At 68.1% G+C, this 22,302-nt stretch carries 20 protein-coding genes and 2 pseudogenes; 11 read left to right on the top strand and 11 right to left on the bottom strand.

Annotated features, from left to right (window positions below; genetic code table 11):
* The first annotated feature begins 7 nt into the window (after positions 1 to 7).
* Both ACTTAG_RS06675 and ACTTAG_RS06680 read left to right on the top strand, forming a co-directional pair.
* Complete coding sequence (locus tag ACTTAG_RS06675) at positions 8 to 2,224, top strand: TonB-dependent receptor (RefSeq protein WP_444464731.1); 2,217 nt, start codon at positions 8 to 10, stop codon at positions 2,222 to 2,224.
* An 11-nt stretch (positions 2,225 to 2,235) separates the two neighbouring features.
* Positions 2,236 to 3,072: a class I SAM-dependent methyltransferase gene (locus tag ACTTAG_RS06680; protein WP_444464732.1), complete on the top strand. Its 837-nt coding sequence runs from the start codon at positions 2,236 to 2,238 to the stop codon at positions 3,070 to 3,072.
* A gap of 2 nt (positions 3,073 to 3,074) precedes the next feature.
* Here ACTTAG_RS06680 and ACTTAG_RS06685 read toward each other — a convergent pair whose 3' ends face one another.
* Positions 3,075 to 4,076, bottom strand: a complete 1,002-nt coding sequence (locus ACTTAG_RS06685; protein ID WP_444464733.1) for a helix-turn-helix transcriptional regulator — start codon at positions 4,074 to 4,076, stop codon at positions 3,075 to 3,077.
* A gap of 408 nt (positions 4,077 to 4,484) precedes the next feature.
* On the opposite strand from ACTTAG_RS06685, the gene ACTTAG_RS06690 reads away from it, so the two are divergent.
* Positions 4,485 to 5,384: a helix-turn-helix domain-containing protein gene (locus ACTTAG_RS06690; protein WP_444464734.1), complete on the top strand. Its 900-nt coding sequence runs from the start codon at positions 4,485 to 4,487 to the stop codon at positions 5,382 to 5,384.
* A 35-nt stretch (positions 5,385 to 5,419) separates the two neighbouring features.
* Here the strand turns inward: ACTTAG_RS06690 and ACTTAG_RS06695 are convergent, their stop codons facing one another.
* A complete protein-coding gene (locus ACTTAG_RS06695; RefSeq protein WP_444464735.1) occupies positions 5,420 to 7,552 on the bottom strand; it encodes a TonB-dependent siderophore receptor in 2,133 nt (710 codons plus the stop codon).
* Between the two features lie 274 nt (positions 7,553 to 7,826).
* On the opposite strand from ACTTAG_RS06695, the gene ACTTAG_RS06700 reads away from it, so the two are divergent.
* From ACTTAG_RS06700 to ACTTAG_RS06725, 6 genes and pseudogenes are all read left to right on the top strand, one after another.
* Positions 7,827 to 8,813: an iron-siderophore ABC transporter substrate-binding protein gene (locus ACTTAG_RS06700; RefSeq protein WP_444464736.1), complete on the top strand. Its 987-nt coding sequence runs from the start codon at positions 7,827 to 7,829 to the stop codon at positions 8,811 to 8,813.
* Complete coding sequence (locus tag ACTTAG_RS06705; protein WP_444464737.1) at positions 8,810 to 9,838, top strand: FecCD family ABC transporter permease; 1,029 nt, start codon at positions 8,810 to 8,812, stop codon at positions 9,836 to 9,838. Before ACTTAG_RS06700 ends, ACTTAG_RS06705 begins: the two co-directional genes overlap by 4 nt.
* A complete protein-coding gene (locus tag ACTTAG_RS06710) occupies positions 9,835 to 10,866 on the top strand; it encodes a FecCD family ABC transporter permease (protein ID WP_444464738.1) in 1,032 nt (343 codons plus the stop codon). The genes ACTTAG_RS06705 and ACTTAG_RS06710 overlap by 4 nt, the downstream gene beginning before the upstream one ends.
* A pseudogene (locus ACTTAG_RS06715) lies at positions 10,863 to 11,680 on the top strand (ABC transporter ATP-binding protein). Before ACTTAG_RS06710 ends, ACTTAG_RS06715 begins: the two are co-directional and overlap by 4 nt.
* Positions 11,673 to 12,716: a siderophore-interacting protein gene (locus ACTTAG_RS06720; protein ID WP_444464739.1), complete on the top strand. Its 1,044-nt coding sequence runs from the start codon at positions 11,673 to 11,675 to the stop codon at positions 12,714 to 12,716. The pseudogene ACTTAG_RS06715 and the gene ACTTAG_RS06720 overlap by 8 nt, the downstream one beginning before the upstream one ends.
* Entirely contained in the window at positions 12,709 to 14,460 is a 1,752-nt protein-coding gene (locus tag ACTTAG_RS06725; RefSeq protein WP_444464740.1) for an ABC transporter ATP-binding protein, read from the top strand. Before ACTTAG_RS06720 ends, ACTTAG_RS06725 begins: the two co-directional genes overlap by 8 nt.
* A 288-nt stretch (positions 14,461 to 14,748) precedes the next feature.
* Here ACTTAG_RS06725 and ACTTAG_RS06730 read toward each other — a convergent pair whose 3' ends face one another.
* A complete protein-coding gene (locus ACTTAG_RS06730) occupies positions 14,749 to 14,925 on the bottom strand; it encodes a LysE family transporter (protein WP_444464741.1) in 177 nt (58 codons plus the stop codon).
* Positions 14,926 to 14,966: 41 nt separating this feature from the next.
* Here ACTTAG_RS06730 and ACTTAG_RS06735 point away from each other — a divergent pair, with 41 nt between their 5' ends.
* Positions 14,967 to 15,107 (top strand): hypothetical protein, encoded by a 141-nt coding sequence (locus ACTTAG_RS06735; protein ID WP_444464742.1) that lies wholly within the window; start codon positions 14,967 to 14,969, stop codon positions 15,105 to 15,107.
* 84 nt (positions 15,108 to 15,191) lie between these two features.
* Here the strand turns inward: ACTTAG_RS06735 and ACTTAG_RS06740 are convergent, their stop codons facing one another.
* Positions 15,192 to 15,479 (bottom strand): hypothetical protein, encoded by a 288-nt coding sequence (locus ACTTAG_RS06740; RefSeq protein WP_444465293.1) that lies wholly within the window; start codon positions 15,477 to 15,479, stop codon positions 15,192 to 15,194.
* Between the two features lie 36 nt (positions 15,480 to 15,515).
* Between ACTTAG_RS06740 and ACTTAG_RS06745 the strand changes: the two genes are divergently transcribed.
* Complete coding sequence (locus tag ACTTAG_RS06745; RefSeq protein ID WP_444465294.1) at positions 15,516 to 15,971, top strand: hypothetical protein; 456 nt, start codon at positions 15,516 to 15,518, stop codon at positions 15,969 to 15,971.
* A gap of 55 nt (positions 15,972 to 16,026) precedes the next feature.
* Here the strand turns inward: ACTTAG_RS06745 and ACTTAG_RS06750 are convergent.
* From ACTTAG_RS06750 to ACTTAG_RS06780, 7 genes and pseudogenes are all read right to left on the bottom strand, one after another.
* Positions 16,027 to 16,350, bottom strand: a pseudogene (locus ACTTAG_RS06750) (biopolymer transporter ExbD); the annotation flags it as partial.
* Positions 16,350 to 17,114 carry a tonB-system energizer ExbB gene (gene exbB, locus ACTTAG_RS06755; protein WP_444464743.1) on the bottom strand — a complete coding sequence of 255 codons (765 nt, stop codon included), beginning with the start codon at positions 17,112 to 17,114 and terminating at the stop codon, positions 16,350 to 16,352. The pseudogene ACTTAG_RS06750 and the gene exbB, both read right to left, overlap by 1 nt.
* A complete protein-coding gene (locus ACTTAG_RS06760) occupies positions 17,107 to 17,784 on the bottom strand; it encodes an adenosylcobinamide amidohydrolase (RefSeq protein WP_444464744.1) in 678 nt (225 codons plus the stop codon). The genes exbB and ACTTAG_RS06760 overlap by 8 nt, the downstream gene beginning before the upstream one ends.
* The gene (locus tag ACTTAG_RS06765; RefSeq protein ID WP_444464745.1) at positions 17,781 to 18,515 is read right to left on the bottom strand and encodes an ABC transporter ATP-binding protein; all 735 of its coding nucleotides are present in this window, start codon (positions 18,513 to 18,515) and stop codon (positions 17,781 to 17,783) included. The genes ACTTAG_RS06760 and ACTTAG_RS06765 overlap by 4 nt, the downstream gene beginning before the upstream one ends.
* Positions 18,512 to 19,498, bottom strand: a complete 987-nt coding sequence (locus ACTTAG_RS06770) for a FecCD family ABC transporter permease (RefSeq protein ID WP_444464746.1) — start codon at positions 19,496 to 19,498, stop codon at positions 18,512 to 18,514. Before ACTTAG_RS06770 ends, ACTTAG_RS06765 begins: the two co-directional genes overlap by 4 nt.
* Positions 19,495 to 20,352, bottom strand: coding sequence for an ABC transporter substrate-binding protein (locus ACTTAG_RS06775; RefSeq protein WP_444464747.1), 858 nt, complete (start codon positions 20,350 to 20,352; stop codon positions 19,495 to 19,497). Before ACTTAG_RS06775 ends, ACTTAG_RS06770 begins: the two co-directional genes overlap by 4 nt.
* Before the next feature lie 55 nt (positions 20,353 to 20,407).
* On the bottom strand, positions 20,408 to 22,150 hold the full coding sequence (locus ACTTAG_RS06780; protein ID WP_444464748.1) for a TonB-dependent receptor plug domain-containing protein: 1,743 nt from the start codon (positions 22,148 to 22,150) through the stop codon (positions 20,408 to 20,410).
* Positions 22,151 to 22,302: the final 152 nt, after the last annotated feature.

Below are 22,302 nucleotides of genomic sequence, written 5' to 3' on the forward strand. Positions count from 1 at the left end.
GAGTTCCATGACCTTGCCCACCCGTTCCTTGCCCTTTCCCCCGCTGGCGCGGACCATCGCCATCGCGGCTGCGCTGATCTGCCTGCAGGGCCCCGCCCCGGCCCGGGCTCAAGACATCGTCGCGCTGGATGACATCGTCGTCACCGGCTCCAAACGCGGCGAGAAGCTGCGCGATGTTCCCGGCTCGGTCGCCGTCGTCGATGCGCAGAAACTGGCCGAAGAGGGAGTGACAGACGGCGCCACCGCGCTGCGCGAGATCCCCGGGGCGGTGATGTATTCCTATGGCGATCGCAACAACGCCTTCATCACCCTGCGCGGGGTCGGCCCGCTTCTGATGCCGCTGAGCCCCGATGACAGCTCGGTGCTGACCTTTGTCGATGGCGCGCCCTTGATGCTGGAACAATCGGCCTCGAGCTATCTGGACCTTGAGCAGGTCGAGGTCCTGAAGGGACCGCAGAACACGCTTTTTGGCCGGTCCACCTCGGGCGGGGCGATCAACCTTGTTCCGGCGCTGCCAAGCGATGTCTTCGAAGGGGCGCTGACCGGCGAGATCGGATCGGACGGGCTTTATCGCACCGAAACCATGGTGAACATTCCGATCCTGCCGGGGCGGCTTGCTACCCGCTTCGCGCTGCGGCAATCGGGGGTGAACGGCTATGCGGCGAATGATGCGGGCCCGGATCTGGGCGGCAATCAGGTGCTGGCGGGCCGGGCCTCGGTGCTTTACACGCCCGGCGATGCGACGCGGCTTCTGGTCACGCTGGCGGGGGAAAACGCCGACACCACCCCGGTTTACTACACGACCCAGATCGGCGAGGCCGATCCGCTGCCCGCGCAGCAAAGCTTCGCGCTTGACGAGTCACGCTCGCGTCAGCTGATGGCGAAAATCGACCATGAGTTCGAGCGCTTCACCTTCACCGCGCAGACCTCGTTCAACGATTACACGGGGGTGAACGATTATCAGGGCGATCAGCTGCTGTTTTCCACCGTCTCAGGGCTGCCGATTTCCTATTTTTCCGACACCGCCGACAATTTCATGTTCTGGACCAAGGATCAGAGCCGTCTGACCCAGGAAGTCCGGCTGTCCTCGCTGGACGGCGCCGCGATCGGCTGGGTGGCGGGGGCCGTCGCCTATCGCGACGAGAACCGCAACACCAACACCAGCAACGTCACCGCCTATGGGGCGACGCAGGCGGGCTACAAGAGCTATGAACAGGTCACCGATGGCGTGGCGGTCTTTGGTGACATCAGCCTTCCGCTGAGCGAGCGGCTGACGGCCTCGGCCGGGCTGCGGCTGACCCACGAGGACAAGGCGTTCAGCGCCGATTTCGATTCTCTGGGATATGACCTGCTCTATCCGGGGATGCTGGCCGCCTATTCCGAAAGCGGCCGGCTGAGCGACGATTTCTGGACCGGCAAGGCGGCGCTGTCTTACGAATGGTCGCCCGATCTGACCACCTATGCCTCCATCGCGCGCGGCTACAAATCGGGTGGCTATGGTTTTTACAACACCTTCATGGGCTTTGGCGTGCCGCGCGGCACCTATGCGCCCTCCGAAACGATCAGCTACGAGATCGGCGGCCGGGCGAGCCTGTTCGAGGGCCGGCTGGATCTGTCGGGGGCGGTCTTCTTCAACGACATGAACGACGAACAGATCATGCTTTACGACTACACCACCCTGGCCTCGGCCAATGCCAATCTGGATGCGCGCTCGCACGGGGTCGAACTGGATGCGACCTGGCGGCTGAACGATCATTGGCAGCTGGGCACCGGGCTTGCCTATACCAGGACCGAGATCACCGATGTTCCCGCGGCCGCCTCGGTGGTCAATACGGGGCTCGAGGCCGGGGACCGGCTGCCCAACACGCCCGAATGGGCGGGCAGGCTCGATCTGGGCTATCGCGCCACGGCGGGCGAGATCGGCTGGAAAGGCGCCGATCCCGACACCGAGGTCTATGGCAAGATCGGCTATTCCTACATCGGCGCGCGCTATTTCGATGCCGCCAATCTGGGCAAGCTGGCGCCGGTCAATCTGGTGTCGGCCCGGCTCGGGATGCGCTTGGGCAATGGCGAGATCTACCTTTTCGGCGAAAACCTGCTGGACGAACAGTATCTGACGGTTCGTCAACCCTATGGGGTGGCCGCGGGCACGACGACGCCGGTTTACGGCGTGTCCTATGACCGGGGCCGGGTGATCGGCGTCGGCATGACGGTGACATTCTGAAGGGGGATCCCATGACACAGGGCGCAAGGATCGGGGCGGGGGCGCGGATCGCGCCGCGGCTGGAGGGCGTGCCCGAGACGCTGCTCTGGCCGCTGCGGTCGCGCGCGGGGATGACGGTGCTCGACCGCGGCTTCTTCGACGATCCGATGGCGGTCGATCTGCTCAACCGGATCGACTATGATTTCGACCGCTTCGGCCCGGTCAGTCACTGGCATGCGGTGCGCTCGAAATATTCGGACGGGCTGATCCGGCGCTATCTGGTCAGCCATCCCGAGGCGCAGGTTCTGGCGTTGGGCGAGGGGCTGGAGACGCAGTTCTGGCGGCTCGACAACGGGCGGCTGCGCTGGCTTTGCGTCGATCTGCCCGAAAGCATCGCGCTGCGCCGCCAGCTTCTGCCCGACCATCCGCGGCTGACGGAACTGCCGCTTTCCGCGCTCGATCCGGTGGTCTTCGAGGCAGTCGATCCGGCGCGGGGGCTTTTCGTCACCGCGGCGGGGCTGGTGATGTATTTCACCGCCGCGGAAACGCTGGATCTGTTGCGCCGGATCGGCGATCACCGCGGCCCGACCCCGGCCGAGATCTTTTTCGACACCATCCCGCACTGGTTTTCGCGCCGGACGCTTCGGGGCATGGCGGTGGACAAGGATTACACCGCGCCGCAGATGCCCTTTGCCCTGGCGCGCCGCGAGGTGCCGGGGTTCTTGCGGCAGGTGCCGGGGCTCTCGCTTATCTCGGCGATCGGCTATGGCGAGGCCTTTCCGGACCGGTCACGGCTGATCGCGACGCTGGGGCGGTTGCCCTTGGTGCGCGACATGGCGCCGCTTCTGATCCACGCCCGTTTCGGCTGAGCTCAGCCGCGGTCGGCGCGCGGCGGGCAGCCGAAACGGCGCCGATAGGCATGGGTGAAATTCGCCGGATCGCCATAGCCGCAGCGCCAGGCGATTTCGCCGATCGGCAAGGTGGTGTCGCGCACGAGATCGCGGCCCATCTGCAACCGCCTCTCCAGCACGTAATCGAACAGCCCCACCCCATGCGCCGTCTTGAAGGCGCGGCGCAGCGTGGTTTCGTTGGTGCCCAGTTCATGCGCCAGCGTCAGCGCCGAGGGCACCGCCTCGGGGGCGGCATCAATCCGGGCTTTCGCCTCGGCGGCCAGCCGCGCAGAGCGGCGCGGCAGTGCGGCGGGGCCGGGGGCGCGGTCCGCAAGATGGCGGGTCAGCTCGACCACAAGACCAAGCGCCAGACTTTCGCGATATAGATCGGCCAGCGCGCCCTGAAATGGCACCGCATGCAGCCGTGCCAGGATCTCGCGCAGCGTCAGGGCCCGCGGCAAGGCGCAATGCCGGACCCCCGGTTCCAGCAGCGCCCGCAGTTCTTTCAGCCCGTCTTGCAGATCCTCCGGCCCCAGATCGAAAAACCCGGGCGTGATCAGCAGGCCCGACATGCGGTAGCGTTGCCCCATCGGTTCGCAAAAGCCGATCGGCGTATCCTGACCCAGCGCCGAAATCTGCGCGATGCCCTGGCCCGGATGAACATGCTGCTGCCCCGCGACCTCCCAGCTCGATGCCCCCTCGAACAAGGCCGAGACCCGGATGCAGCGCGGCGAGACCGACACCATGTCCAGTGTGGCCGCCAGTTCCAGATCGCAATCAAGGCATTGCAGCCCGCTACGAAGGGTCTTGCACAGGTAGCGCCCCGCCGCGACCGTTCCGTCGCGCGGCGCCGGCTTCGGGGTGTCGCGAAACGTGCAGGCGATCTCGTCCCGGAGCATGTCGCGCAGGGCGATCGCCGCCTTGGGGCCGTCGTCGACGACGATATCGCGATAGGGCGATCTATCGGGCACGGGGTTTTTCATCTTGGTCTCCGGAACCGGGATTGAAGAATTGGAGATAGAAATAGTCAACAAAGGACGGATTGTCTTTCCGCAGCGTTCCATGCGTCCAGATGTCGCCTGCGGCATGCCTGCTTTGCCTGGTCGACGCCGATGATCGAGACCTCCGTCATGGCGGATTCCTCCTGATCCTCTTTGGATCAATCTGGCCAAGTGCCGTCAGGAGGGGCTGGCCAACCCATCACCAATTCTGTGTGCTTGCCTCTGGCCCGGAGGGCTGAGCTGCTGCCCGGGCGGGCTCTCTTGCGCCGGGCCGGGCAATGGCCTAGGTTTGGCGCCTGCGCACTACCCATGCCGCCGCGGTCGCTTTGGCCGCTGCGGTGCCACAGGCAAGCGTCGTTTCGGTGTTTTCCGCCTGTGGAGAAAAGGGAAATGGGCTTTCTGCCTGCGATGACCTGCCAGACGCACGGGATTTCCCGCACCGCCCCGGTGCGGTGGCGTTCGTTCGAGGCGATGTGCGGGGTGTTCTGGGAAGCCGAGGGTCGGGTCGGGGCGACGGGCTATTACAGCTCGCCCGATCCGCGGGTGATGCTGTTCTTCAACGATGTCTCCGACCAGATCCGGCTGTCCGAGCAGGGCGCGGCCGATCAGGGCCATGCCCGCCCGCTGCTGCGCGCGCTTTATGTGCCCGCGGGCATGCCGATCTGGACCCGCTTCGTGGCGGGGCATCGGTTTTCGCATCTGGATCTGCATCTGCACCGCAGCTGGCTTCTGGCGCGGCTGGGCGCGGGTCTTGGGGCGGGCGATGCGATGCGGGTGGCCAGTCAACCGGCCGAGCTGCAGGAGGTTTCGGCGCTGGCCGCGATCGGCGCGGCGTTGCGCCAGGAGATCATCGCCCCCGAGCGCCACCCGATCTTTGCCGAAAGCCTGGCCGTGGCGCTGGTCACGGGGCTTTTGGACATGCCGGGGGCGCCGCCGCCCGAGACGCGCCATTCCGGCGGTCTGACGCCCGAGCAGATGCGCCGGTTGCAGCGGCTCCTGGAGGAGGACGGCAGCGGTCGGCTGAGCACCGCGGCGCTGGCCGAGGCGGTGGGTCTTTCGCCCGGCTGGTTTTCGCAGGCCTTCAAGAAGACCACTGGCAAGACGCCGCTGCAATGGCAGCAGGAACGCCGCATCGCGGGGGTGAAACAGGCGCTTCTGGCCTCGGACATGGTGATTGCCGATGTCGCGATGCAGTTCGGCTTTGCCGATCAGGCGCATCTGACGCGGGCCTTTCGCCGTCACGAGGGCACGACGCCCTCGGCCTGGCTGCGCGCCCAGCGCAAAGGGTGACCCCGGCCGCCAGCTCTGGCCGCCGGGGTTGCCGCTTACCAGCTCTTGCGCAGGCTCAGCGCGATTTCGCGGCCGGGATTGTAATAATCCGCCGTGCCCGAGCCGACGACATGCTGTTCGTCCAGCAGGTTGCTGACATGCAGTTCAAGCGTTGCGGTTTCCGACAGATCATAGCCGACCGAGGCATCGACCAGCGTCGCGGCGCTGGCCTTGCGGCTGTTGACCGCGTCGAAATAATAGCTGCCGACATGGCGCAGCCCCAGCCCCAGCGTCACATCCCCCCGCGCCTGCGTGCCCGCCAGCGTGTAATTCGCCCAGATCGAAGCGACATGATTGGGCGTCGAGGCGAATTGCTTGCCCGCGATCGAGGCGCCCGAGCGCAGCGTGCCCGTCACCACCTCCGAGTCGATGTAGGAATAAGACCCGATCAGCGTCAGCGCCGACGTCAGCTCGGTCTTGGCCTCCAGATCAAGGCCGCGCACCCGCGATTCCCCGACCTTTTCGCGCTCGATCGCGCCGCCGGGCTGCACCACCGCAATCGTCACATCCTTTTTCGTCAGGTCATAGACCGCCGCCGAAATCAGGGTGTTCGACCCCTCGGGGGCGAATTTCACACCGATTTCATATTGTTCACCGCGTTCGGGATCGACGCCCACTGTGGGCGGCGCGATCGACTCGACGAAGCTGCCATAGATCGACAGGCTGGGGGTGAACTTCCAGGTCAGCGCCGCCCGGCCCGAGCTTTCGGAAAAATCGCCGCTGGAGGAGACCGGCGTCGCGCCCATCAGGTTGGTGCTGGTGACATCAAGCCAGTCATGGCGCAGCCCGACAGTGGCAATCAGCCGGTCGTTGAAGGCCAGGTTCTGCGTCGCAAAGACCGAGCGGGTCAGGTTTTCCACCCGCGTGCGGGCATAGACCGAAGGGCTGGCCGGGCCGCCCGAATAAACCGGATTGGCCAGGTCGATCGACCCGGCAAGCCCGTAGATCGAGGTGTCGGTGCTGGTGCCGTCGCGGAATTCGATCCCGCCCAGCGTGCTGCTGCCGATGCTGCCGAAGGTCGTGTCATATTGCAGCACGGCATTGCCGATCGTCTCGGTCGCGCTGCGGTCGGTGCCGAAATAATAGCGCGAGAGCGTCGTGCCCGTGCGCCCGGCATAGTCATACAGATAGACATAGCCGAAATTGTCGGTCAGGTCGCTGTAGCGCAGATTGCCGCGCAGCGTCAGGCCATTGCCGAAATCATGGGTCAAAAGCCCGGTGACCGAGGTCCGTTCGACATCGTGATAGTTGAACCCGGGCTCGCCATAAAAGGCGCTGCGGTCGTATTCCCGATCCAGCGGATAGCCGCCGCTGTTGGGCGTGCCGTCGCGGTCCAGATGATCGACGATCAGGCTCAGCGAGGTGGCGGTGCTGGGCGACCAGGTCAGACCGGCCATCAGGAAGGTCTCGTCATCGTTGGAATGGTCGTATTCCAGCGCGCCGTCCTTGACCTTGCCGGTCAGCCGAAAGGCCAGCGTATCGGCTGCGTTCAGCACATTGCCGAAATCAAAGGCGGCCTCGGCGCTGCCAAAGGACCCGTAGCTGAGCCGCGTTTCGGCGATGCGTTCGAACTTCGGCTGTTTGGTGACGAAATTGACCGAGCCGCCCGGATCGGCAACGCCAAACAGCGTCGAATTGGCGCCGCGCAGCACCTCGACCCGCTCATAGGCATAGGGATCCTCGCGCACGCCGCGCATCGAACCCAGCGTCAGCCCGTCGCGATAGGTCGTGGCGCTGAAGCCGCGGATCTGGAAATAGTCGTTGCGGTCGTCGGTGCCGTAATAATCGGTGTGCAGACCGGCGGAATATTGCAGCACCTCCTCCAGCGTGTCGGCGTCCCGTGCCTCGATTTCCTTTTGCGTGATCACCGAGACCGAGGCGGGCGTATCCTGCAGGCTGGTGGCGACCTTGCCGCCCACCCAAAGCTCGCGGGCGACGACCGTGGCCGCATCGTCATCGGCCTTGCCCGCGGCATTGACGGTGATCGGCGACAGGCGGAACGGGGTTTCGGCATCGGTTTCGGCGCCGTCCTGGGCCGTGGCGGGCTGGGCGGCCAGCAGCGCCAGCACCGCGCAGCCCGATTTCAGCAGCCGGTGGCGCGGCCGGACGGTTTGGGAAGTCAAGGTCACGTCGATATCTCCAAAAGGGGGGCGGGCTGGCTCTCCGGGGGCGGGGCCCGGCCGGATGGCTGTGCAGGGCCGCGCCGCCGGACCCCAAGGGCGGCGGCCGAAGCCTTGCGATGCGGGCGCTCTAGCAGCCGGGCGCGGATTGGTCTTGAAGAAACCGATGGTTTTTGTCAGAAACTTTGGCGAAGCCGCGCCGCGCCCGGTTCCGACGGCTGCGCAGCCTTGACCGGCCCGGCGGCCGCGGGCAAGGCGGTGCCAATCGAAGGACACTGCCCCCATGCGACACCCTCTGTTCCTGTTGCGCCTTGGCGCCCTTGCTTTTGTGGTGGCGCTGCCGCGCGCGACGCTGGCCGAAACCTATCCGCTGGAAATCCACCATGCCTTCGGCACCACCGTCCTGACCGAAAAGCCGGTCCGCATCGCCACGGTGGCCTGGAGCAATCACGAGGTGCCGCTGGCGCTGGGGGTGGTGCCGGTGGGCTTTGCGCGGGCGAATTTCGGCGATGACGACGTGGATGGCATCCTGCCCTGGGTCGAGGCGCGTCTGACGGAACTGGGCGCCCCGCCGCCGGTGCTGTTTGACGAGGGCGACGGGATCGACTTCGAGGCGGTGGCGGCGACCGAGCCCGATGTGATCCTGGCTGCCTATTCCGGCCTTTCCGCGCAGGATTATGCCACGCTCAGCCGCATCGCCCCGGTGGTGGCCTATCCGCAAGCGCCCTGGACGACGGATTGGCGCCAGATGATCGCGCTGAACAGCGCGGGCATGGGCATGGCCGCCGAGGGGCAGGCGCTGATTGCGCGGCTCGACGCCCAGATTGCGAAGACCCGCGCGGAACATCCTGAATTCGCGGGAAAAACCGCGATGTTCGTGACCCATCTGGCGGCGCAGGATCTGAGCCGGATCGGCTTTTACACCGAGCGCGATGCCCGGGTGCAGTTCTTCCGCGACCTGGGCTTTGACGCGCCGCAGATGGTGCGGGACGCCGCTGCGGGGGGGGCCTTTTCGGCCGAGGTCAGCGCCGAGCTGATCGACAGCCTGGCCGATGTCGACGTGCTGGTGACCTATGGCGGCGCGGATTTGCGTGACAGCCTCTCGAGCGACCTTCTGACCGCGCAGCTGCCCGCGGTGCGGCGCGGCGCGCTGGTGATGCTCGACAATGACCCGATGGGCACTGCGGCCAATCCCACGCCGATGTCGCTGCCCTGGGTGCTGGACGCCTATGCCGACCGGCTCTCGGCGGCGGTGACGGCGGGTCGATGAGCGGGCAGACGATGCACGGGCAGACGGGCGGGGCGTTGGGGGGCAGGGCGCTGCGCGGGCTGGTGGCTCTGGCGGCGCTGACGGTCGCCATCGGGCTGTCGCTGGGCCTTGGCGTGCGGTCGGTCGGGCTGGCCGATCTTTGGATCGGGTTGACCGGCACGCCGCAAACCATCGCCGAGGCCGCAGTGGCGGCGCGGTTGCCGCGCACGGTTCTGGCGGCGCTGGCGGGGGCTTCGCTCGCCATGGCCGGGGCGGCGATGCAGGGGCTGACGCGCAATCCGCTGGCCGATCCGGGCCTTTTGGGCACCAATGCCGGGGCGGCTTTGGCGGTGGTGATCGCGCTGGCCTGGCTTGGCCCCGAGGGCGCCGCCGCAACGATCTGGATTGCCATTGCCGGGGCGGGGATCGCGGCCGCGGCGGTCTATGCGATTGCCAGTCTGGGGCGGGGCGGCGCGACGCCGCTCAAGCTGGCGCTGGCGGGCGCGGCGCTCGGCGCGGCGCTTGGCGCGCTGACGACGGCGGTGATCTTGCCGCGCGGCGATATCGGCGGTCTGGCGCAATCCTGGATGATCGGCGGCGTCGGCGGCGCCCGCTTTGCGCAGATCGCGCCGGTCTTGCCGTTTCTGGCCGCGGGGGCGGTGGCGACGCTTGTTTCGGCGCGCAAGCTGAACCTTCTGGCCCTGGGCGAGGAGACCGCGACCGGGCTGGGCGAGACGGTCTGGCGGGCGCGGGCGCTGGCGGCGGGCGGGGCGATCCTGCTGTCGGGCGCGACCACCGCGCTCTGCGGTCCGATCGGCTTCGTGGGTCTTGTGGTGCCGCATGCCTGCCGGTTGCTGCTCGGCGTCGATTACCGCTGGATCATGCCCTTTTCCGCCCTTGGCGGCGCGCTGCTGCTGCTTTTGGCCGATGTCGCGGGCCGGGTGATCGCCCGCCCCGCCGAGGTGGATGCGGGGATCGTCACCGCCTTTCTTGGCGCGCCGGTCTTCATCTGGATCGTGCGGCGCCTAGGCGGGCGGGCGTCATGACCGGCACGCTTGCCACCATCGCCCGCCTGCGCCGGGATCGGCTGCGCCGCCGCGCCCTTGTGCTGGCGCTTTTGGTGGCGCTGATCCTTGCGGGCCTGACTGCCATGCTGATGCTGGGCCATCGGATGCTTGCGCCCGGCGTCGTGCTGGAGGTGCTGTGGGGCGCCGAGATCCCGGGCGTCAGCTTCACCCTGCGCGAGCTGCGCTTGCCGCGGGCGCTTCTGGCCGTGGCCGCGGGGGCGGCCTTCGGTCTGGGGGGCATCGCCTTTCAGACGCTTTTGCGCAATCCGCTGGCCAGCCCCGACATCATCGGCATCAGCGCGGGGGCCAGTGCCGCGGCGGTGCTGGCGATCGTCGGCCTCGGTCTGGGCGGGCCTGTGGTGTCGGTTCTGGCGGTGGCGGCGGGGCTGGGCGTGGCCGGGCTGATCACGGCTTTGTCCTGGCGCGACGGGCTTTGCGGCACGCGGCTCATTCTGGTGGGGATCGGGCTTTCGGCGCTCTTGCAAAGCCTGACCGCCTATGTGCTGAGCCGCGCGCCAAGCTGGTCGCTGCAAGAGGCCTTGCGCTGGATGTCGGGCAGCCTGAACGGCGCGCAGATGGCGCAGGTTGCGCCACTTGCCCTGGTGCTGGCGCTTGGCGGCGGCTGGCTGATCGCGCGTGCCGCCGATCTGGAGGCGCTCCGGCTGGGCGACGAGGCGGCGGCGGGGCTGGGCCTGCGGCTCGGTCGGCTGCGGGTGGGCGTGATCCTGGCGGCGGTGGCGCTGGTCGCGGTGGCCACGGCGACGGTGGGGCCGGTGGCCTTTGTCGCCTTTCTCTCGGGGCCGATCGCAGCGCGGCTGACCGGGCGCGACGGATCGCTTTTGCTGCCCGCGGCCTGCGTTGGCGCGGTTCTGGTGCTGGCAGCCGATCTGGCCGGGCAGTGGCTCTTGCCCGCGCGCTATCCGGTTGGCGTCGTCACCGGGGTTCTGGGCGCCCCCTATCTTCTGGCGCTGATCTGGCGCGACAATGCGAAAGGAGCGGGTCTGTGACACCCCCAACCCTGTCGGCGCGCGGTCTTGTGGCGGGCTATGGTGCGGCGCCGGTGCTGCATGGCATCGACCTTGACATCGCGCCGGGCAAGATCACCGTCATCGTCGGCGCCAATGCCTGCGGCAAGTCCACGCTGCTGCGCGCGCTGGCGCGGCTCTTGCCGCTGCGGGCGGGGCGGGTGACCTTTTGACGGCACCGATCTGCACCGGATCGCGCCGCGCAGGCTGGCGCGCCGGCTTGGATTTTTGCCGCAAACGCCGCTCGCCCCCCGAGGGCATCACCGTGCTGGATCTGGTCAGCCGCGGGCGCCATCCGCATCAGGGGTTGTTTGCGCGCTGGAGCCCCGCCGATGCCGCAGCCGTCGCCCGGGCGCTGGATGTCACCGACACCGCGGCGCTGGCCGGGCGCGATCTGGCGGCGCTGTCGGGCGGGCAGCGCCAGCGCGTCTGGATCGCCATGGCGCTGGCGCAGGAGACCGAGCTGCTGCTTTTGGACGAGCCGACGACCTTTCTCGACATCAACCATCAGATCGAAGTGCTGGATCTTCTGGCCGATCTCAACCGCCGCCGCGGCACCTCGGTGGTGATGGTGCTGCATGATCTCAATCTGGCGGCGCGCTATGCCGATGTGCTGGTGGCGATGCGGGCCGGGCGGCTGCACGATCAGGGCCCGCCCGGGGCGGTGCTGAGCGCGGCCAATATCCGCGCGCTTTTCGGACTGGACAGCACGATCCTGCCCGATCCGGTCAGCGGGCGGCCGATGATGATCCCGCACGGGCGGCAGACGGGACAAAGGGGGCTTGCGCATGGCTGACGAAGCGCATCGGATCACCACGCTGTTGCCGGTCGATGCCGAAACCGCGTTGCCGCGGTTCGAGGCCCGCGCCCGCGCCATCGGCTTTGCCTCTGCGCGCACCGGGGGGCGGCTGCGGGTGACGCTTTCGGGCGGCACGGCCACGGTTGGCCCCACCCCGGGGGGCACCGCGCTCGAGGTCACGGCCGAGGATGGCCCGCATCTGCAGATGCTGCGCGACTATCTGACCGAGGAATTGCAGGCGGCGGGGCTGCGCCCGCTTTGGCAGGGACCGCCGGGCGACGGCTGGCCTGCCAGCCATGCGCGCACGCGGGTGGTGGCGGTGCAGCGCCTCTCGCCCGCGTATCGACGCGTCCTTCTGGCCGGGGCCGATCTGGCGCGCTTTGACGCGGGCGGGCTGCATTTCCGCCTGCTTCTGGGGCCCCCGGGCGCGGATTGGCCCCGCACCGACGGCAATGGCGTGACGCAATGGCCGGGGGGCGCGGCGGCCTGGCACAAGCCCGTCTACACGATCCGCCATCTTGATCTGACCCCGCCCGAGCCGCAGCTGGCCTTTGATGTCTTCTTGCATGCGGGCGGGCGCGTCACCGACTGGACGGTGGCTCTGCGCCCCGGCACCGAAGTGGTGCTGGCCGGGCCGGGCGGCGACCGGGGGCCGCGTCCGGCGGCCTGGCACGGCCTTGTCGGCGACGAGACCGCGCTGCCGGTGATCGCCCGGCATCTGGCGCTTTTGCCCGCCGACGCGCGCGGCGCGGCGCGGATCGTGGTTCCCGACCGGGCCGACATCCAGCCGCTGACCGCCCCGCCGGGGATGGCGCTGCGCTGGCTCTTGCGGGCCGAGGGCGCTACACCGCTTGCGGCGCTGGCAGAACTTTCCATTCCCGACACCGGCCGCGCGGTCTTTTTCGCCGCCGAACAGGCCGAGGCGCAGGCGGCGCGTCAGGCGCTTCTGGCGCGCGGGCTGGCCAAGTCCGAATTCACCGCGGCGGGCTACTGGAACGCTGCCACCGCCGCCGGAGAGACCCGACGTGCTTGAGGCGCTTGTTGACCATTACCGCCCGCATCTGCGGCTTTTGGGGCTTGATCTGGCCGCCGCGATCCTCTCGGGGCTGCTGGAGCTGGCCTTTCCGCTGGCGATTGCGGCCTTCATCGACCATCTTTTGCCGCTGGGCCAATGGGGGCTGACGCTTTGGGCGGCGGCGGGGCTGGGGATCGTCTATTGTCTCAATGCCGGGCTGATGGCGGTGGTGATCTATCTGGGCCACAAGCTTGGCATCGCCATCGAGACCGGGCTGCGGATGCGCGCCTTCGAGCATCTGACCCGGCTCAGCTTCGGCTGGTTCGACCGCAACGAGACCGGCAAGCTTGTGGCCCGGGTGACGCGCGATCTGGAGGAGGTGGGCGAGGTCGCCCATCACGGCCCCGAAGATCTGCTGATCGCGCTGATGACCTTTGCCGGGGCTTTCGCGCTGATGGTCTGGCTGCATCTGCCGCTTGCCGTGCTGACGGTGGTGATCGTGCCGCTGATGGTGGCGCTGCTGACGATCTATGGCGGGCGGATGACCCGGGCCTGGCAGGCGATCTATGGCCAGCTGGGTCAGTTCAACGTGCGTCTGGCCGAGACGCTGGGCGGCATCCGCGTCGTGCAGGCCTTTACCAACGAGCCGCATGAACGGCGGCTTTTTGCCCGCGCGAACGAGGATTATCGCCGCGCCAAGCTGGAGGCCTATCGGCTGATGGCGGCGGCCGCGACGCTGCAATACATGGGGCTGCGGCTGGTGCAGGTGGTGGTGATGGTGGCGGGCGCGGGTTTCGTCTTTGCCGGATCGCTCTCGACCGGGGATTTCGTCGCCTTCCTGCTTCTGGTCACGGTGTTCTTCCGGCCGCTGGAAAAGATCGCCGCGGTGATCGAGACCTATCCGCGCGGCATTGCCGGGTTTCAGCGGTATCAGGCGCTTCTGGCCGAGGTGCCCGAGATTGCCGATGCGCCCGGGGCGGTGGCGGCGCCTGCGCTCGCCGGGCGGATCGCGTTCGAGCGGGTCAGCTTCGGCTATGATCCGGCCCGGCCGGTGCTGCGCGAGGTCTCGCTGACGGTCGAGCCCGGGCAGACGGTGGCGCTGGTGGGGGCCTCGGGGGCGGGCAAGACCACGCTTTTGTCGCTGGTGGGCCGGTTCTACCTGCCGCAATCGGGTCAGATCCGCATCGATGGCCAGCCGATCGAGCACTTCACCCTTGCCTCGTTGCGGGCGCAGATCGGGGTGGTGTCGCAAGATGTGTTCCTGTTTGGCGGCACCCTGCGCGAGAACATCGCCTATGCCCGCCCCGAGGCCGACGAGGCGGCGATCCTCGCCGCGGTGCGGGCGGCGCAGCTGGAAGACCTTCTGGCCGATCTGCCCGAGGGGCTGGAAACGGTCGTGGGCGAACGCGGCGTGCTGCTGTCGGGGGGGCAGAAACAGCGGGTGGCGATTGCGCGGGTGTTCCTGCGCAATCCGCCGATCCTGCTTCTGGACGAGGCGACCTCGGCGCTCGACCGGGCGACCGAGCGGCGGGTGCAGACGGCGCTGGCCAGCCTCGCGCGCGGCCGCACGGTGCTGGTGATCGCGCATCGGCTGGAAACGATCCGCCATGCCGACCGGATCGTGGTGATGGAAGACGGCCGGATCGTCGAAAGCGGTAGCCACGAGGCGCTTTTGGCGGGCGGTTCCGCCTATCGCGCGCTCTGGGACGGGCTGGGGGTTGTTCGGGGACCGGTTCGGGCGCTGGGGCGGGTCAGCACATAGCGGACGCCGCTGGCCATCGCCGCCAGCACCGCCCCGGCCTGCCACAGTGGCGGGCGGCCCGAGGTTCGTGAACGACGAAACCGCCAAACAGCGACGGTACGGCGCTCTTGTTCGAGAGGGATGCGCTGGTTGAAGAGATCCTTGGGCGGTTCGGGCATTGGCCACCAGGTGACCCGACCGGGCGGAATGAGTCATCGCCTCGATGACGCCGGACGGGGCCTCTTTCTCACCGGATCCGACATACTGATCCCGCGCGTCGGCCCCGTAGTGCAGTTAATTGATACGAAATCACTGCCCATCCTGGCTGTCCCATGTTCGGAGCAGGGTCAGCCCAGGCATGACAAGACAGGCCGCGCCGATCCAGCGCAGCGCCATAAAGGCCCAAGGTGCCGTTGCGAAAACGAATGCGATGCCGAAGAGGCAGGCCTGGCCCCAGAGCGCCGTGCCGCAAATGATGCCGAGCACAGCAAGAAATGCACACCAGCCGTCCGGCCTGGTAAGCGGCGATGGCGCCTTATGAGGATCTGGAAAGCACCGTCACCGGTAATCCAAGCTGGGACGTGCGCAGCAATGCCAGCGTGCTGGATCTGAGCAAGGATTTCGGCAATGGCGTGAAGATCGTCAACAGCTTGCGCGTGCCCGCTTGACTGGACCCCGCGCGAGGATCTGTCGATGTTCGCCTAATCTTGTCGAACGAGCGGAGGCCTCAAAATTACGCTCGTCTGTGAGAATCAGACTGCGCATTTAAGAAGGGGCAATTGACGACGGCTGCGCGCCCCCGCAACCAACTTTATTTTACAAGAAATATCAAAACCTTGAAGCTCCGCTCCCGCGGAGCTTTTGTCGTTTTTGTCCCCCGAACCCAGCCGCGCCACCCGGTGAACCGGCGCACCCGTGGCGAGCAGCAAAAGGCTTGCCAGCGCCCCGTGAAGGTCCACAACAAGCCCGTCCCCGGCCGGATCCGGTGTCAGCACGATCCTCTCGATCAACCCCCGCAGGGCCTCTTTGGCCAGTTCCATTTGCGAAGCATCGCAAAGCCCAAGGGTCGCCCGATGATGCCACGCCACCAGATCCTGAGCGTGCGGTTCCCGGACGCCGAGACCCCGCGCCCGATCGAAACCCGCCTCAGCGCCCATCTGAAAACCCTGCGTCGCACGCGCCTTGAGGCAGAGGCCAGCTTGATGACTCCGGCGCCCGAGGGCGACGACGCGCCACCGCCGATCCCTGCCACGGGCGCCTTCGTCAAGCTCACGGACGCCGATCACGCCAAAATCACACGCCGTGCCAAGCGTCTGCATGCCCTTCGCGAAGCGGCCTGCGGCCTGGCGCATTTGCGCAAGGAGGATCGCGACCGCCTCGCGATCCTGCGCGACGGGGTCGATCTGGTGCGGCTGCCGACCGAGCACCGCGCCGACGAGATCGCCTCGGCCTTGCACGCCGATTATCCCTGGCTCGCCCCCGCGACAGAGGTGGTTTGGCAGGCGCTGCGCCGTTCGGTCCGCGAAGGCTGAGGTATCCGCCTGCGCGGAGCTGGTTGAGCAGAGCCATCATATCGCCGTAAGGCACGGATTTGTCAGCGGAAACGAAGATGCGGGTGTCGAGTTTACCGCCCGTGACCGAAGCCAGTTTGCCGGGCAGATCGGCGGGCGTCACCGGATCGCGGCCGAGCAGCAGCCGCTTGTCGGGCGTCAGGCTCAGCACGACAGGATCGGCCGGACGCGGCTGCGGTTCACCGCTCGCCACCGGCAGATCAAGCGGCACATCGACGGTGGAAAGCGGCGCCGCGACCATGAAGATGATCAGCAACACCAGCATCACGTCGATGAAGGGGGTGATGTTGATCGATGCCCCGGGGGCCAGATCGTCGCTGTCGGAAAGCCGGACCGCCATTATTCCGCCACCAGATGCAGGGGGGTGACGGTTGGCGCGATCCGCGCCCGGTCGAGATCGCGGGAAAGGGTGCGTTCCACCAGCGCCGCCGCATCGGCGAGGCAGGCGCGATAGCCGCCCACGGCACGCGTCAGGTGGTTGTAAAGCAGCACCGCGGGAATGGCGGCGATCAGGCCAAGCGCGGTCGCCATCAGCGCCTCGGCGATGCCCGGCGCGACGACGGCAAGGCTCGACGAGCCGCTTTGCGCGATGCCGACAAAGGCGTTCATGATCCCCCAGACGGTGCCGAAAAGGCCCACGAAAGGCGCGGTCGAGCCGATCGAGCCCACCGCCGTCACCCCCGCCTGCATCGCGCGAGCAGCCCCGGCCTCGATCCGGGTCAGTTCCAGCGCCACACGCTCCTTGACCCCCGCCTCGGGCAGCCCTTCCGAGGCGGCGATCTCGGCCAGGGCCGCCGCCTGCATCCGCGCCAGCAGGCCCCGGGGCAGCGCCGCACCCAGCCGTCCATGCGCCGCCAGCGTGTGATAGGCACGGCCCAGGCGGCGTTTGGCCAGTGTCAGCTGCGCCAGTTTCCCCGCCCAGATCGCCCAGGCCAGCACCGAGGCGGCCAGCAGCCCCAGCATCACCGCCTGCACCAGCGCATCGGCATGGGCAAACATCGAAAGCGGCGTCAGCACCTCGGACACCGCCGCCGCCCGCAGGGATTCGGCAAGGTCGGTCAGACCGACCCGGTCCAGAAACAGGATCATTTCCGTATCAGCCATGGGTCATCTCCTCCATCCAGTCGCGCACGCCCGCGCCGACGCTCTCCAGAACCGAACGGCCGATCGCCTCGCCAAGGGACGTGTGCAGCCCGGCATGCGCCTCGGTCCCGGGGAATGCCGCGATGGCGATGCAATCGGTTCCGGTACCCGTGGCGCGGCCGGTGAGCAGATCGAGCCCCGCCGCCATCACCGCCGCCGTGCGGGCTTCGGCCGCAAGGCTCAGCGCCTCGATCTGCGCCGGAACGCTGATCCCTGCGCCGGGCAGCGCCGCAGAAATCCGCAGCGCCAGGTTGATCGTGCCATAGCCCGCGGCCTCCGGGTCGCGCGGCGGCAGGCGCCGCCCCACGGCCTCGGCATTGCCAAGGCCTACTGTCGCCAACGCCGCCACCGTCCAGCCCGCCACGGTGCAGCAGCTTCGGGTGAAGCGGCGGATATCGCGCGAGGTCAGCATGGCGACGGCCCCTTGCAGATCGCGTTCGGCCAGGGCGCGCGCGATCCAGGGGCCGACGGCGAGATCGGGCGTCAGATCGGCGTTGCGGACCTCGCGCCAGACGATCTGACGCGCGCGGACCAGACCGGGCCGATGCGGCGCAAAGGACAGAACCCGCAGCGGCGCGCCCAGATCGGCGACGAGCCAGGGCGGATCAAGGCGGATCGCAAGGCCCGTCATGGCGCGACCCCTTCGAGCGGTTGCACGATCAGCCCGGCCTCGGTTTCCGCCAGATGGCAGCGGATCGCAAAGACCTGTTCGAGCAGATCGGGGGTGAGAACCGTGCGGGGCGGGCCGTCGGCGACGATCCGGCCCTGATGCAGCACCACAAGCCGGGTGCAGAACCGCGCCGCAAGGCCGAGATCGTGGAGCGAGGCGACGGCGGCGCGGCCCTCGGACGCAAGGTCGCGCAGAACCGTCATGCAGGCGATCTGATGCGCCGGGTCGAGCCCCGCGACCGGCTCGTCGGCGAGCAGCAGCGGCGTGTCCTGCGCCAAGGCCCGGGCGATCAGCACCCGCGCCTGCTCGCCGCCCGAAAGTGCGGTGGCCGGGCGGTCGGCAAGGGCCGTCACATCCATCCGGGCCAGGGCATGCGCGACCTGCGGGGCGTCCTCGCGCCCGTTCTGTGCCAGCGCGACCAGCGCCGCGACGCGCAGCCCCCAGGCGATCTCGCGCGCCTGCGGCAGCCAGGCGGCGGCGCGGGCGCGGGGGACGGGCGAGAGCCGGGCGAGCGAGGAGGTTCCCGCAGCCGGGATCAACCCGAGGCCCGCGCGCAGCAGCGTCGATTTCCCCGCGCCATTCGGGCCGATGAGGCCGATGAATTCCCCCGGACCCACCCGCAGGCTGGCGGGGTGCAGCGTGACACGGCCGCCCCGCGTCACGGTCAGATTTTCAAGGCTCATCAGGGTCATGGCTGGCCTCGCATCCGCCAGATCAGGTGCAGGAAGACCGGCGCGCCGACCAGCGCCATCAGAACGCCCAGTTTCAGATCCTGCCCCGGCAAGACCTTGCGCACTGCGATATCGGCGATCAGCACCAGCACCGCGCCGCCCAAGGCCGCCGCGGGCAGAAGCCGCGCCGGGCTCGCGCCCACCAGCGGGCGCAGCAGATGCGGCACGACAAGGCCGACGAAGCCCACCGTGCCCGCCACCGCCGTTGCCGCGCCAACCGAGGCCGCGGTGCCCAGGATCACCGCAAGCCGCAGCCGGGCGAGATCGATGCCCATCGAGGCGGCGGCGTCCTCGCCCAAGGTCAGGGCGTCGAGGCCGCGCCCGGAGCGGGCCAGCAGCCAGCCCCCAAGCGCCATGAAGGGCGCGGCGATGGCGACATGGGTGAAGGAGCAATCGGCGAGCGAGCCCATCATCCAGAACACGATATCCTGCGCAGCGAAAGGGTTGGGCGAGAGGTTGAGCACCAGCGAGGTCAGCGCCGAGGCCAGCGCCGACAAAGCGATCCCGGCAAGGATCAAGGCCAGCGTGCCGCCGCCGCGCCCGGCCAGAAACAGGATCGCGCCCACGCCCAGAAGCGCGCCCAGAAGGGCTGCCAGTGGCAGGGCGAGGGCGAAGCTGGCGGCGAGCCCCGTCTGCAGCGCGATCACCGCGCCAAGGGCTGCCGAGGCGGAAATGCCGATCACGCCCGGCTCGGCCATCGGGTTGCGCAAGAGCCCCTGCAGCGCCGCGCCAGAAAGGCCAAGGCTTGCCCCCACCATCGCGGCCAGGATCGCCCGCGGCAGGCGGATTTCGCGCATCACGAGACCCAAAGGCCCCTCGCCCCCGGTGATCAGCGCCTTGAGCGCCGTCAGCGGCGCGACCTCGGCCACGCCGGTCAAAAGCGAGGCGAGGAAGAGCCCGACCAGCGCCAGACCAAGGCCGACATGCAGCTTTTTTGACGTCATTTCATCGCCCTCAGCCGGTCTGTGGCATCGAGAACCGAGGGCAGGCCGCAAATCCAGTCTCGGTCCTCCATCGCGGCGCGGTTGCCCCTCAGGGCACGGAACGCCGGATGGGTCAGCGGCTCTTCCGAGCGGGAATGACCCTTCCCGAGCCGCCCGGTCACCACCAGATCGGGCGCGGCCAGCACCAGCGCCTCGAGCGGCAGGGTGCTGCCCTGATCGCGCCCCATCCGGGCGGCAAGCGTGTCGAACCCGGCCGTGGTCAGGATCTCTCCGGCAAGGCTTTGGCGTCCCGACATGTAGCCGCGCGCCGACCAGGTGGCGGCCAGCGGGCGGGGGCCGGGCAGGCTCTCGGCGCGGATCTGGGCCAGCCTTGCGGCGAAAGCCCGGGTCATCGCGGCGGCTTCGGCCTCGCGCCCGAGCGACCGCCCCATCCGGGCGATGTCCGTTTGCATGTCGGCAAAGCTGTTGGCGGGCTCGAAGATTTCGACCGGGATGCCAAGGCGGCGCAACATCGCCACGGTCGGCTGCGCGGTGTAGCGCCCGGCCAGCACCAGATCGGGATGCATCAGGTAAACCTCCTCGGCTTGACCGTGGTTGGTCGGCCAGGCCTTGGCCGCCTTTGCCATCACCGAGGCGGCGGGATCCCGCGCCAGATGCGTGATCGACACAAGCTGCCCCGGCGCCGCCAGCATCATCGCCAGTTGATCGGTGCAAAGATTGATCGAAACGACGCGCAAGGGCGCCGCCGCAGCGGGCAGCGCCAGCGCGCAAAGCACGGCAAAGCCTGCCGCCAACACGGCGCGACGCCCCCCCGTTGGCCATTGAACGCGCGAAAGATCTGCTCGAACGGTCATCTCACCCTTTCCCGAAAGGAACGCCGGAAGGCGTGGGGCCTCCGGCGTTGCACAGTCAGAACTTCGCGCGGACCCCGACATAGACCGACCGGCCAGGCTGTCCGTAGTCGCGAACGGTCTGATAGGTTTCGTCGAAAACGTTCTCGACCCGAAGATAGGCCGCAGCGCTCTCGGTCAGATCATAAGAAACCGACAGGTTCGCCACCGTGTAATCGGGTAGCTTCGAGGCGGGCAGCGGCCAGGAATTGGTGTCCCAGACATCGGTCACATGTTCCGCCTCGACCGATGCCGACAGACGGTCGGTGATCTGGCCCGCAAGACCGATCACCAGATCATTGCGCGGCACACGCAGCGCCGGGGTTTCGACACCGGTCCCCGAAACCGCATAGGCGTCGGTGTAGGTATAGGTGCCGTAAAGGTCCCATCCGGTGGTCAGCGGCCTCCGGGCGGTCAGTTCGACCCCGCGGGACTGCGTGGTTCCGGGCACCTGATTGTAAGCCCCGCCCGCCCATTGGATCTTGTCCGTGATCTTGGTATCAAACAGCGTCGCCTGCACCGATCCTCCCGAACCGAAAAGATATTCCGCGCCCAATTCATAGCTGCGGCTGGTTTCGGGTTGCAGGTCGGGATTTTTGAAAGGACCATGCAGCTCATAAAGCGACGGCGCGCGGAACCCGGTTCCCGCCACCGCCCGGATGATCCAGGCGTCGGTGGGCCGCCACGCCATCGCGGCCCGCCCCGTGGTCTTGCCCCCAAAGCTGGAATGCGTGTCATGGCGCAGCGCAAAGGACAGATCGAGCGTTTCGGTCGGGGCATAGAGGGCCTCTCCGAAGACGGAATTGGTGCTGCTCGCGCCGCCAACCGCGTCATTGGTGAAGTCTTCCTCGGTGCGCTCGAGCCCCCAGTTCAGCGAGACAGTGCCGCCGGTATCCCAGTTTCCCTTGTAGCCGATCTGATCGCGCGTCCCGGTGAACAGTTTTGTCCAGCCAAGCGGATAGAGACGTTCGGTTTCCGTGTGGGCATAGGAAAGCTCGTGCCGGACCGCCCCGGTCTCGGCCCTGACGAAGGCCCGCAGGCCGCGCAGCTTGCCGTCTTCGGTCTCGGCCGTGTCGGCTGGCGGGCTGTCGAATTCGGTGAAACTGTCGCGTGCAATGCCGTTGAGCCCGACGGTGACGGTATCGGTCAGCGCATAGCTGCCGTAAAAGCTGAGCGTGGTGGCGCGAAAGCCGTCGGTCTCGGTGCCCGCCGCCGCCGCGGAAATGCCGTCGGTGACGATCCGGCTTGCGGAAAACGCCAATTCCCCCCGGGCCGTCTTCAGGCCGACCGAGGCGGTGCCGCTGGTGGTGCCATGCGCCCCGGTCTCTAGGTCGACTTGCGCCTCGGTGCCTTCCTTGCTGGCGCGAAACGTGGTGATGTCGACCACGCCGCCGATCGCCTCGGACCCGTAAAGGGCAGATTGCGACCCGCGCAGCACCTCGATGCGCGAGATCCCGCCTGCGGTGGTGGCGCCGAAATCGTATTGGCATTGCGTGCCCGCGGGGTCCGCCACGTCGATCCCGTCGATGCGCACGCCGATATAGGGACCGGACAGGCCGCGAATGCGCAGCGCCGTCGAGGCGCCCAGTCCGCCGTTGCGGGTCATGCTGAGACCCGGCAGACGCGCGAGCAGCGTCGCGACCGATTTGTCCCCAGCCTTCTCGATCTCCCCGGCGGTGAGGACATTGACCGTCGCCCCGGTGCGGCTCAGATCGACAGGTTCTGACGAGGCGATGACGGTGATCGTCTCAAGGTGGGTCACCTCGTCCTCTTTGGCCAGCGTTGGGGATGCGGTCGAGGCGAGGGCGGCAGAAAGCAGGGCAAGACGCGAAAGACGCGGCATCGGACAGACCTTTTCCGTTCGGGCCAAACGGCCCGGCATGAGAGATGTCGCGGAAAAGCCAAGGCTTTCCG

This window comes from Rhodobacter capsulatus (assembly GCF_052363185.1).
GTDB classification, from domain to species: Bacteria; Pseudomonadota; Alphaproteobacteria; order Rhodobacterales; family Rhodobacteraceae; genus Rhodobacter; species Rhodobacter capsulatus_E.

Coding starts and splice junctions, on each gene's coding strand:
- ACTTAG_RS06675 (WP_444464731.1), top strand. CDS start 8: ATGACCTTGCCCACCCGTTCCTTGCCCTTTCCCCCGCTGGCGCGGACC.
- ACTTAG_RS06680 (WP_444464732.1), top strand. CDS start 2,236: ATGACACAGGGCGCAAGGATCGGGGCGGGGGCGCGGATCGCGCCGCGG.
- ACTTAG_RS06685 (WP_444464733.1), bottom strand. CDS start 4,076: ATGAAAAACCCCGTGCCCGATAGATCGCCCTATCGCGATATCGTCGTC.
- ACTTAG_RS06690 (WP_444464734.1), top strand. CDS start 4,485: ATGGGCTTTCTGCCTGCGATGACCTGCCAGACGCACGGGATTTCCCGC.
- ACTTAG_RS06700 (WP_444464736.1), top strand. CDS start 7,827: ATGCGACACCCTCTGTTCCTGTTGCGCCTTGGCGCCCTTGCTTTTGTG.
- ACTTAG_RS06705 (WP_444464737.1), top strand. CDS start 8,810: ATGAGCGGGCAGACGATGCACGGGCAGACGGGCGGGGCGTTGGGGGGC.
- ACTTAG_RS06710 (WP_444464738.1), top strand. CDS start 9,835: ATGACCGGCACGCTTGCCACCATCGCCCGCCTGCGCCGGGATCGGCTG.
- ACTTAG_RS06720 (WP_444464739.1), top strand. CDS start 11,673: ATGGCTGACGAAGCGCATCGGATCACCACGCTGTTGCCGGTCGATGCC.
- ACTTAG_RS06735 (WP_444464742.1), top strand. CDS start 14,967: ATGGCGCCTTATGAGGATCTGGAAAGCACCGTCACCGGTAATCCAAGC.
- ACTTAG_RS06740 (WP_444465293.1), bottom strand. CDS start 15,479: ATGGAACTGGCCAAAGAGGCCCTGCGGGGGTTGATCGAGAGGATCGTG.
- ACTTAG_RS06745 (WP_444465294.1), top strand. CDS start 15,516: ATGCCACGCCACCAGATCCTGAGCGTGCGGTTCCCGGACGCCGAGACC.
- exbB (WP_444464743.1), bottom strand. CDS start 17,114: ATGGCTGATACGGAAATGATCCTGTTTCTGGACCGGGTCGGTCTGACC.
- ACTTAG_RS06760 (WP_444464744.1), bottom strand. CDS start 17,784: ATGACGGGCCTTGCGATCCGCCTTGATCCGCCCTGGCTCGTCGCCGAT.
- ACTTAG_RS06765 (WP_444464745.1), bottom strand. CDS start 18,515: ATGACCCTGATGAGCCTTGAAAATCTGACCGTGACGCGGGGCGGCCGT.
- ACTTAG_RS06770 (WP_444464746.1), bottom strand. CDS start 19,498: ATGACGTCAAAAAAGCTGCATGTCGGCCTTGGTCTGGCGCTGGTCGGG.
- ACTTAG_RS06775 (WP_444464747.1), bottom strand. CDS start 20,352: ATGACCGTTCGAGCAGATCTTTCGCGCGTTCAATGGCCAACGGGGGGG.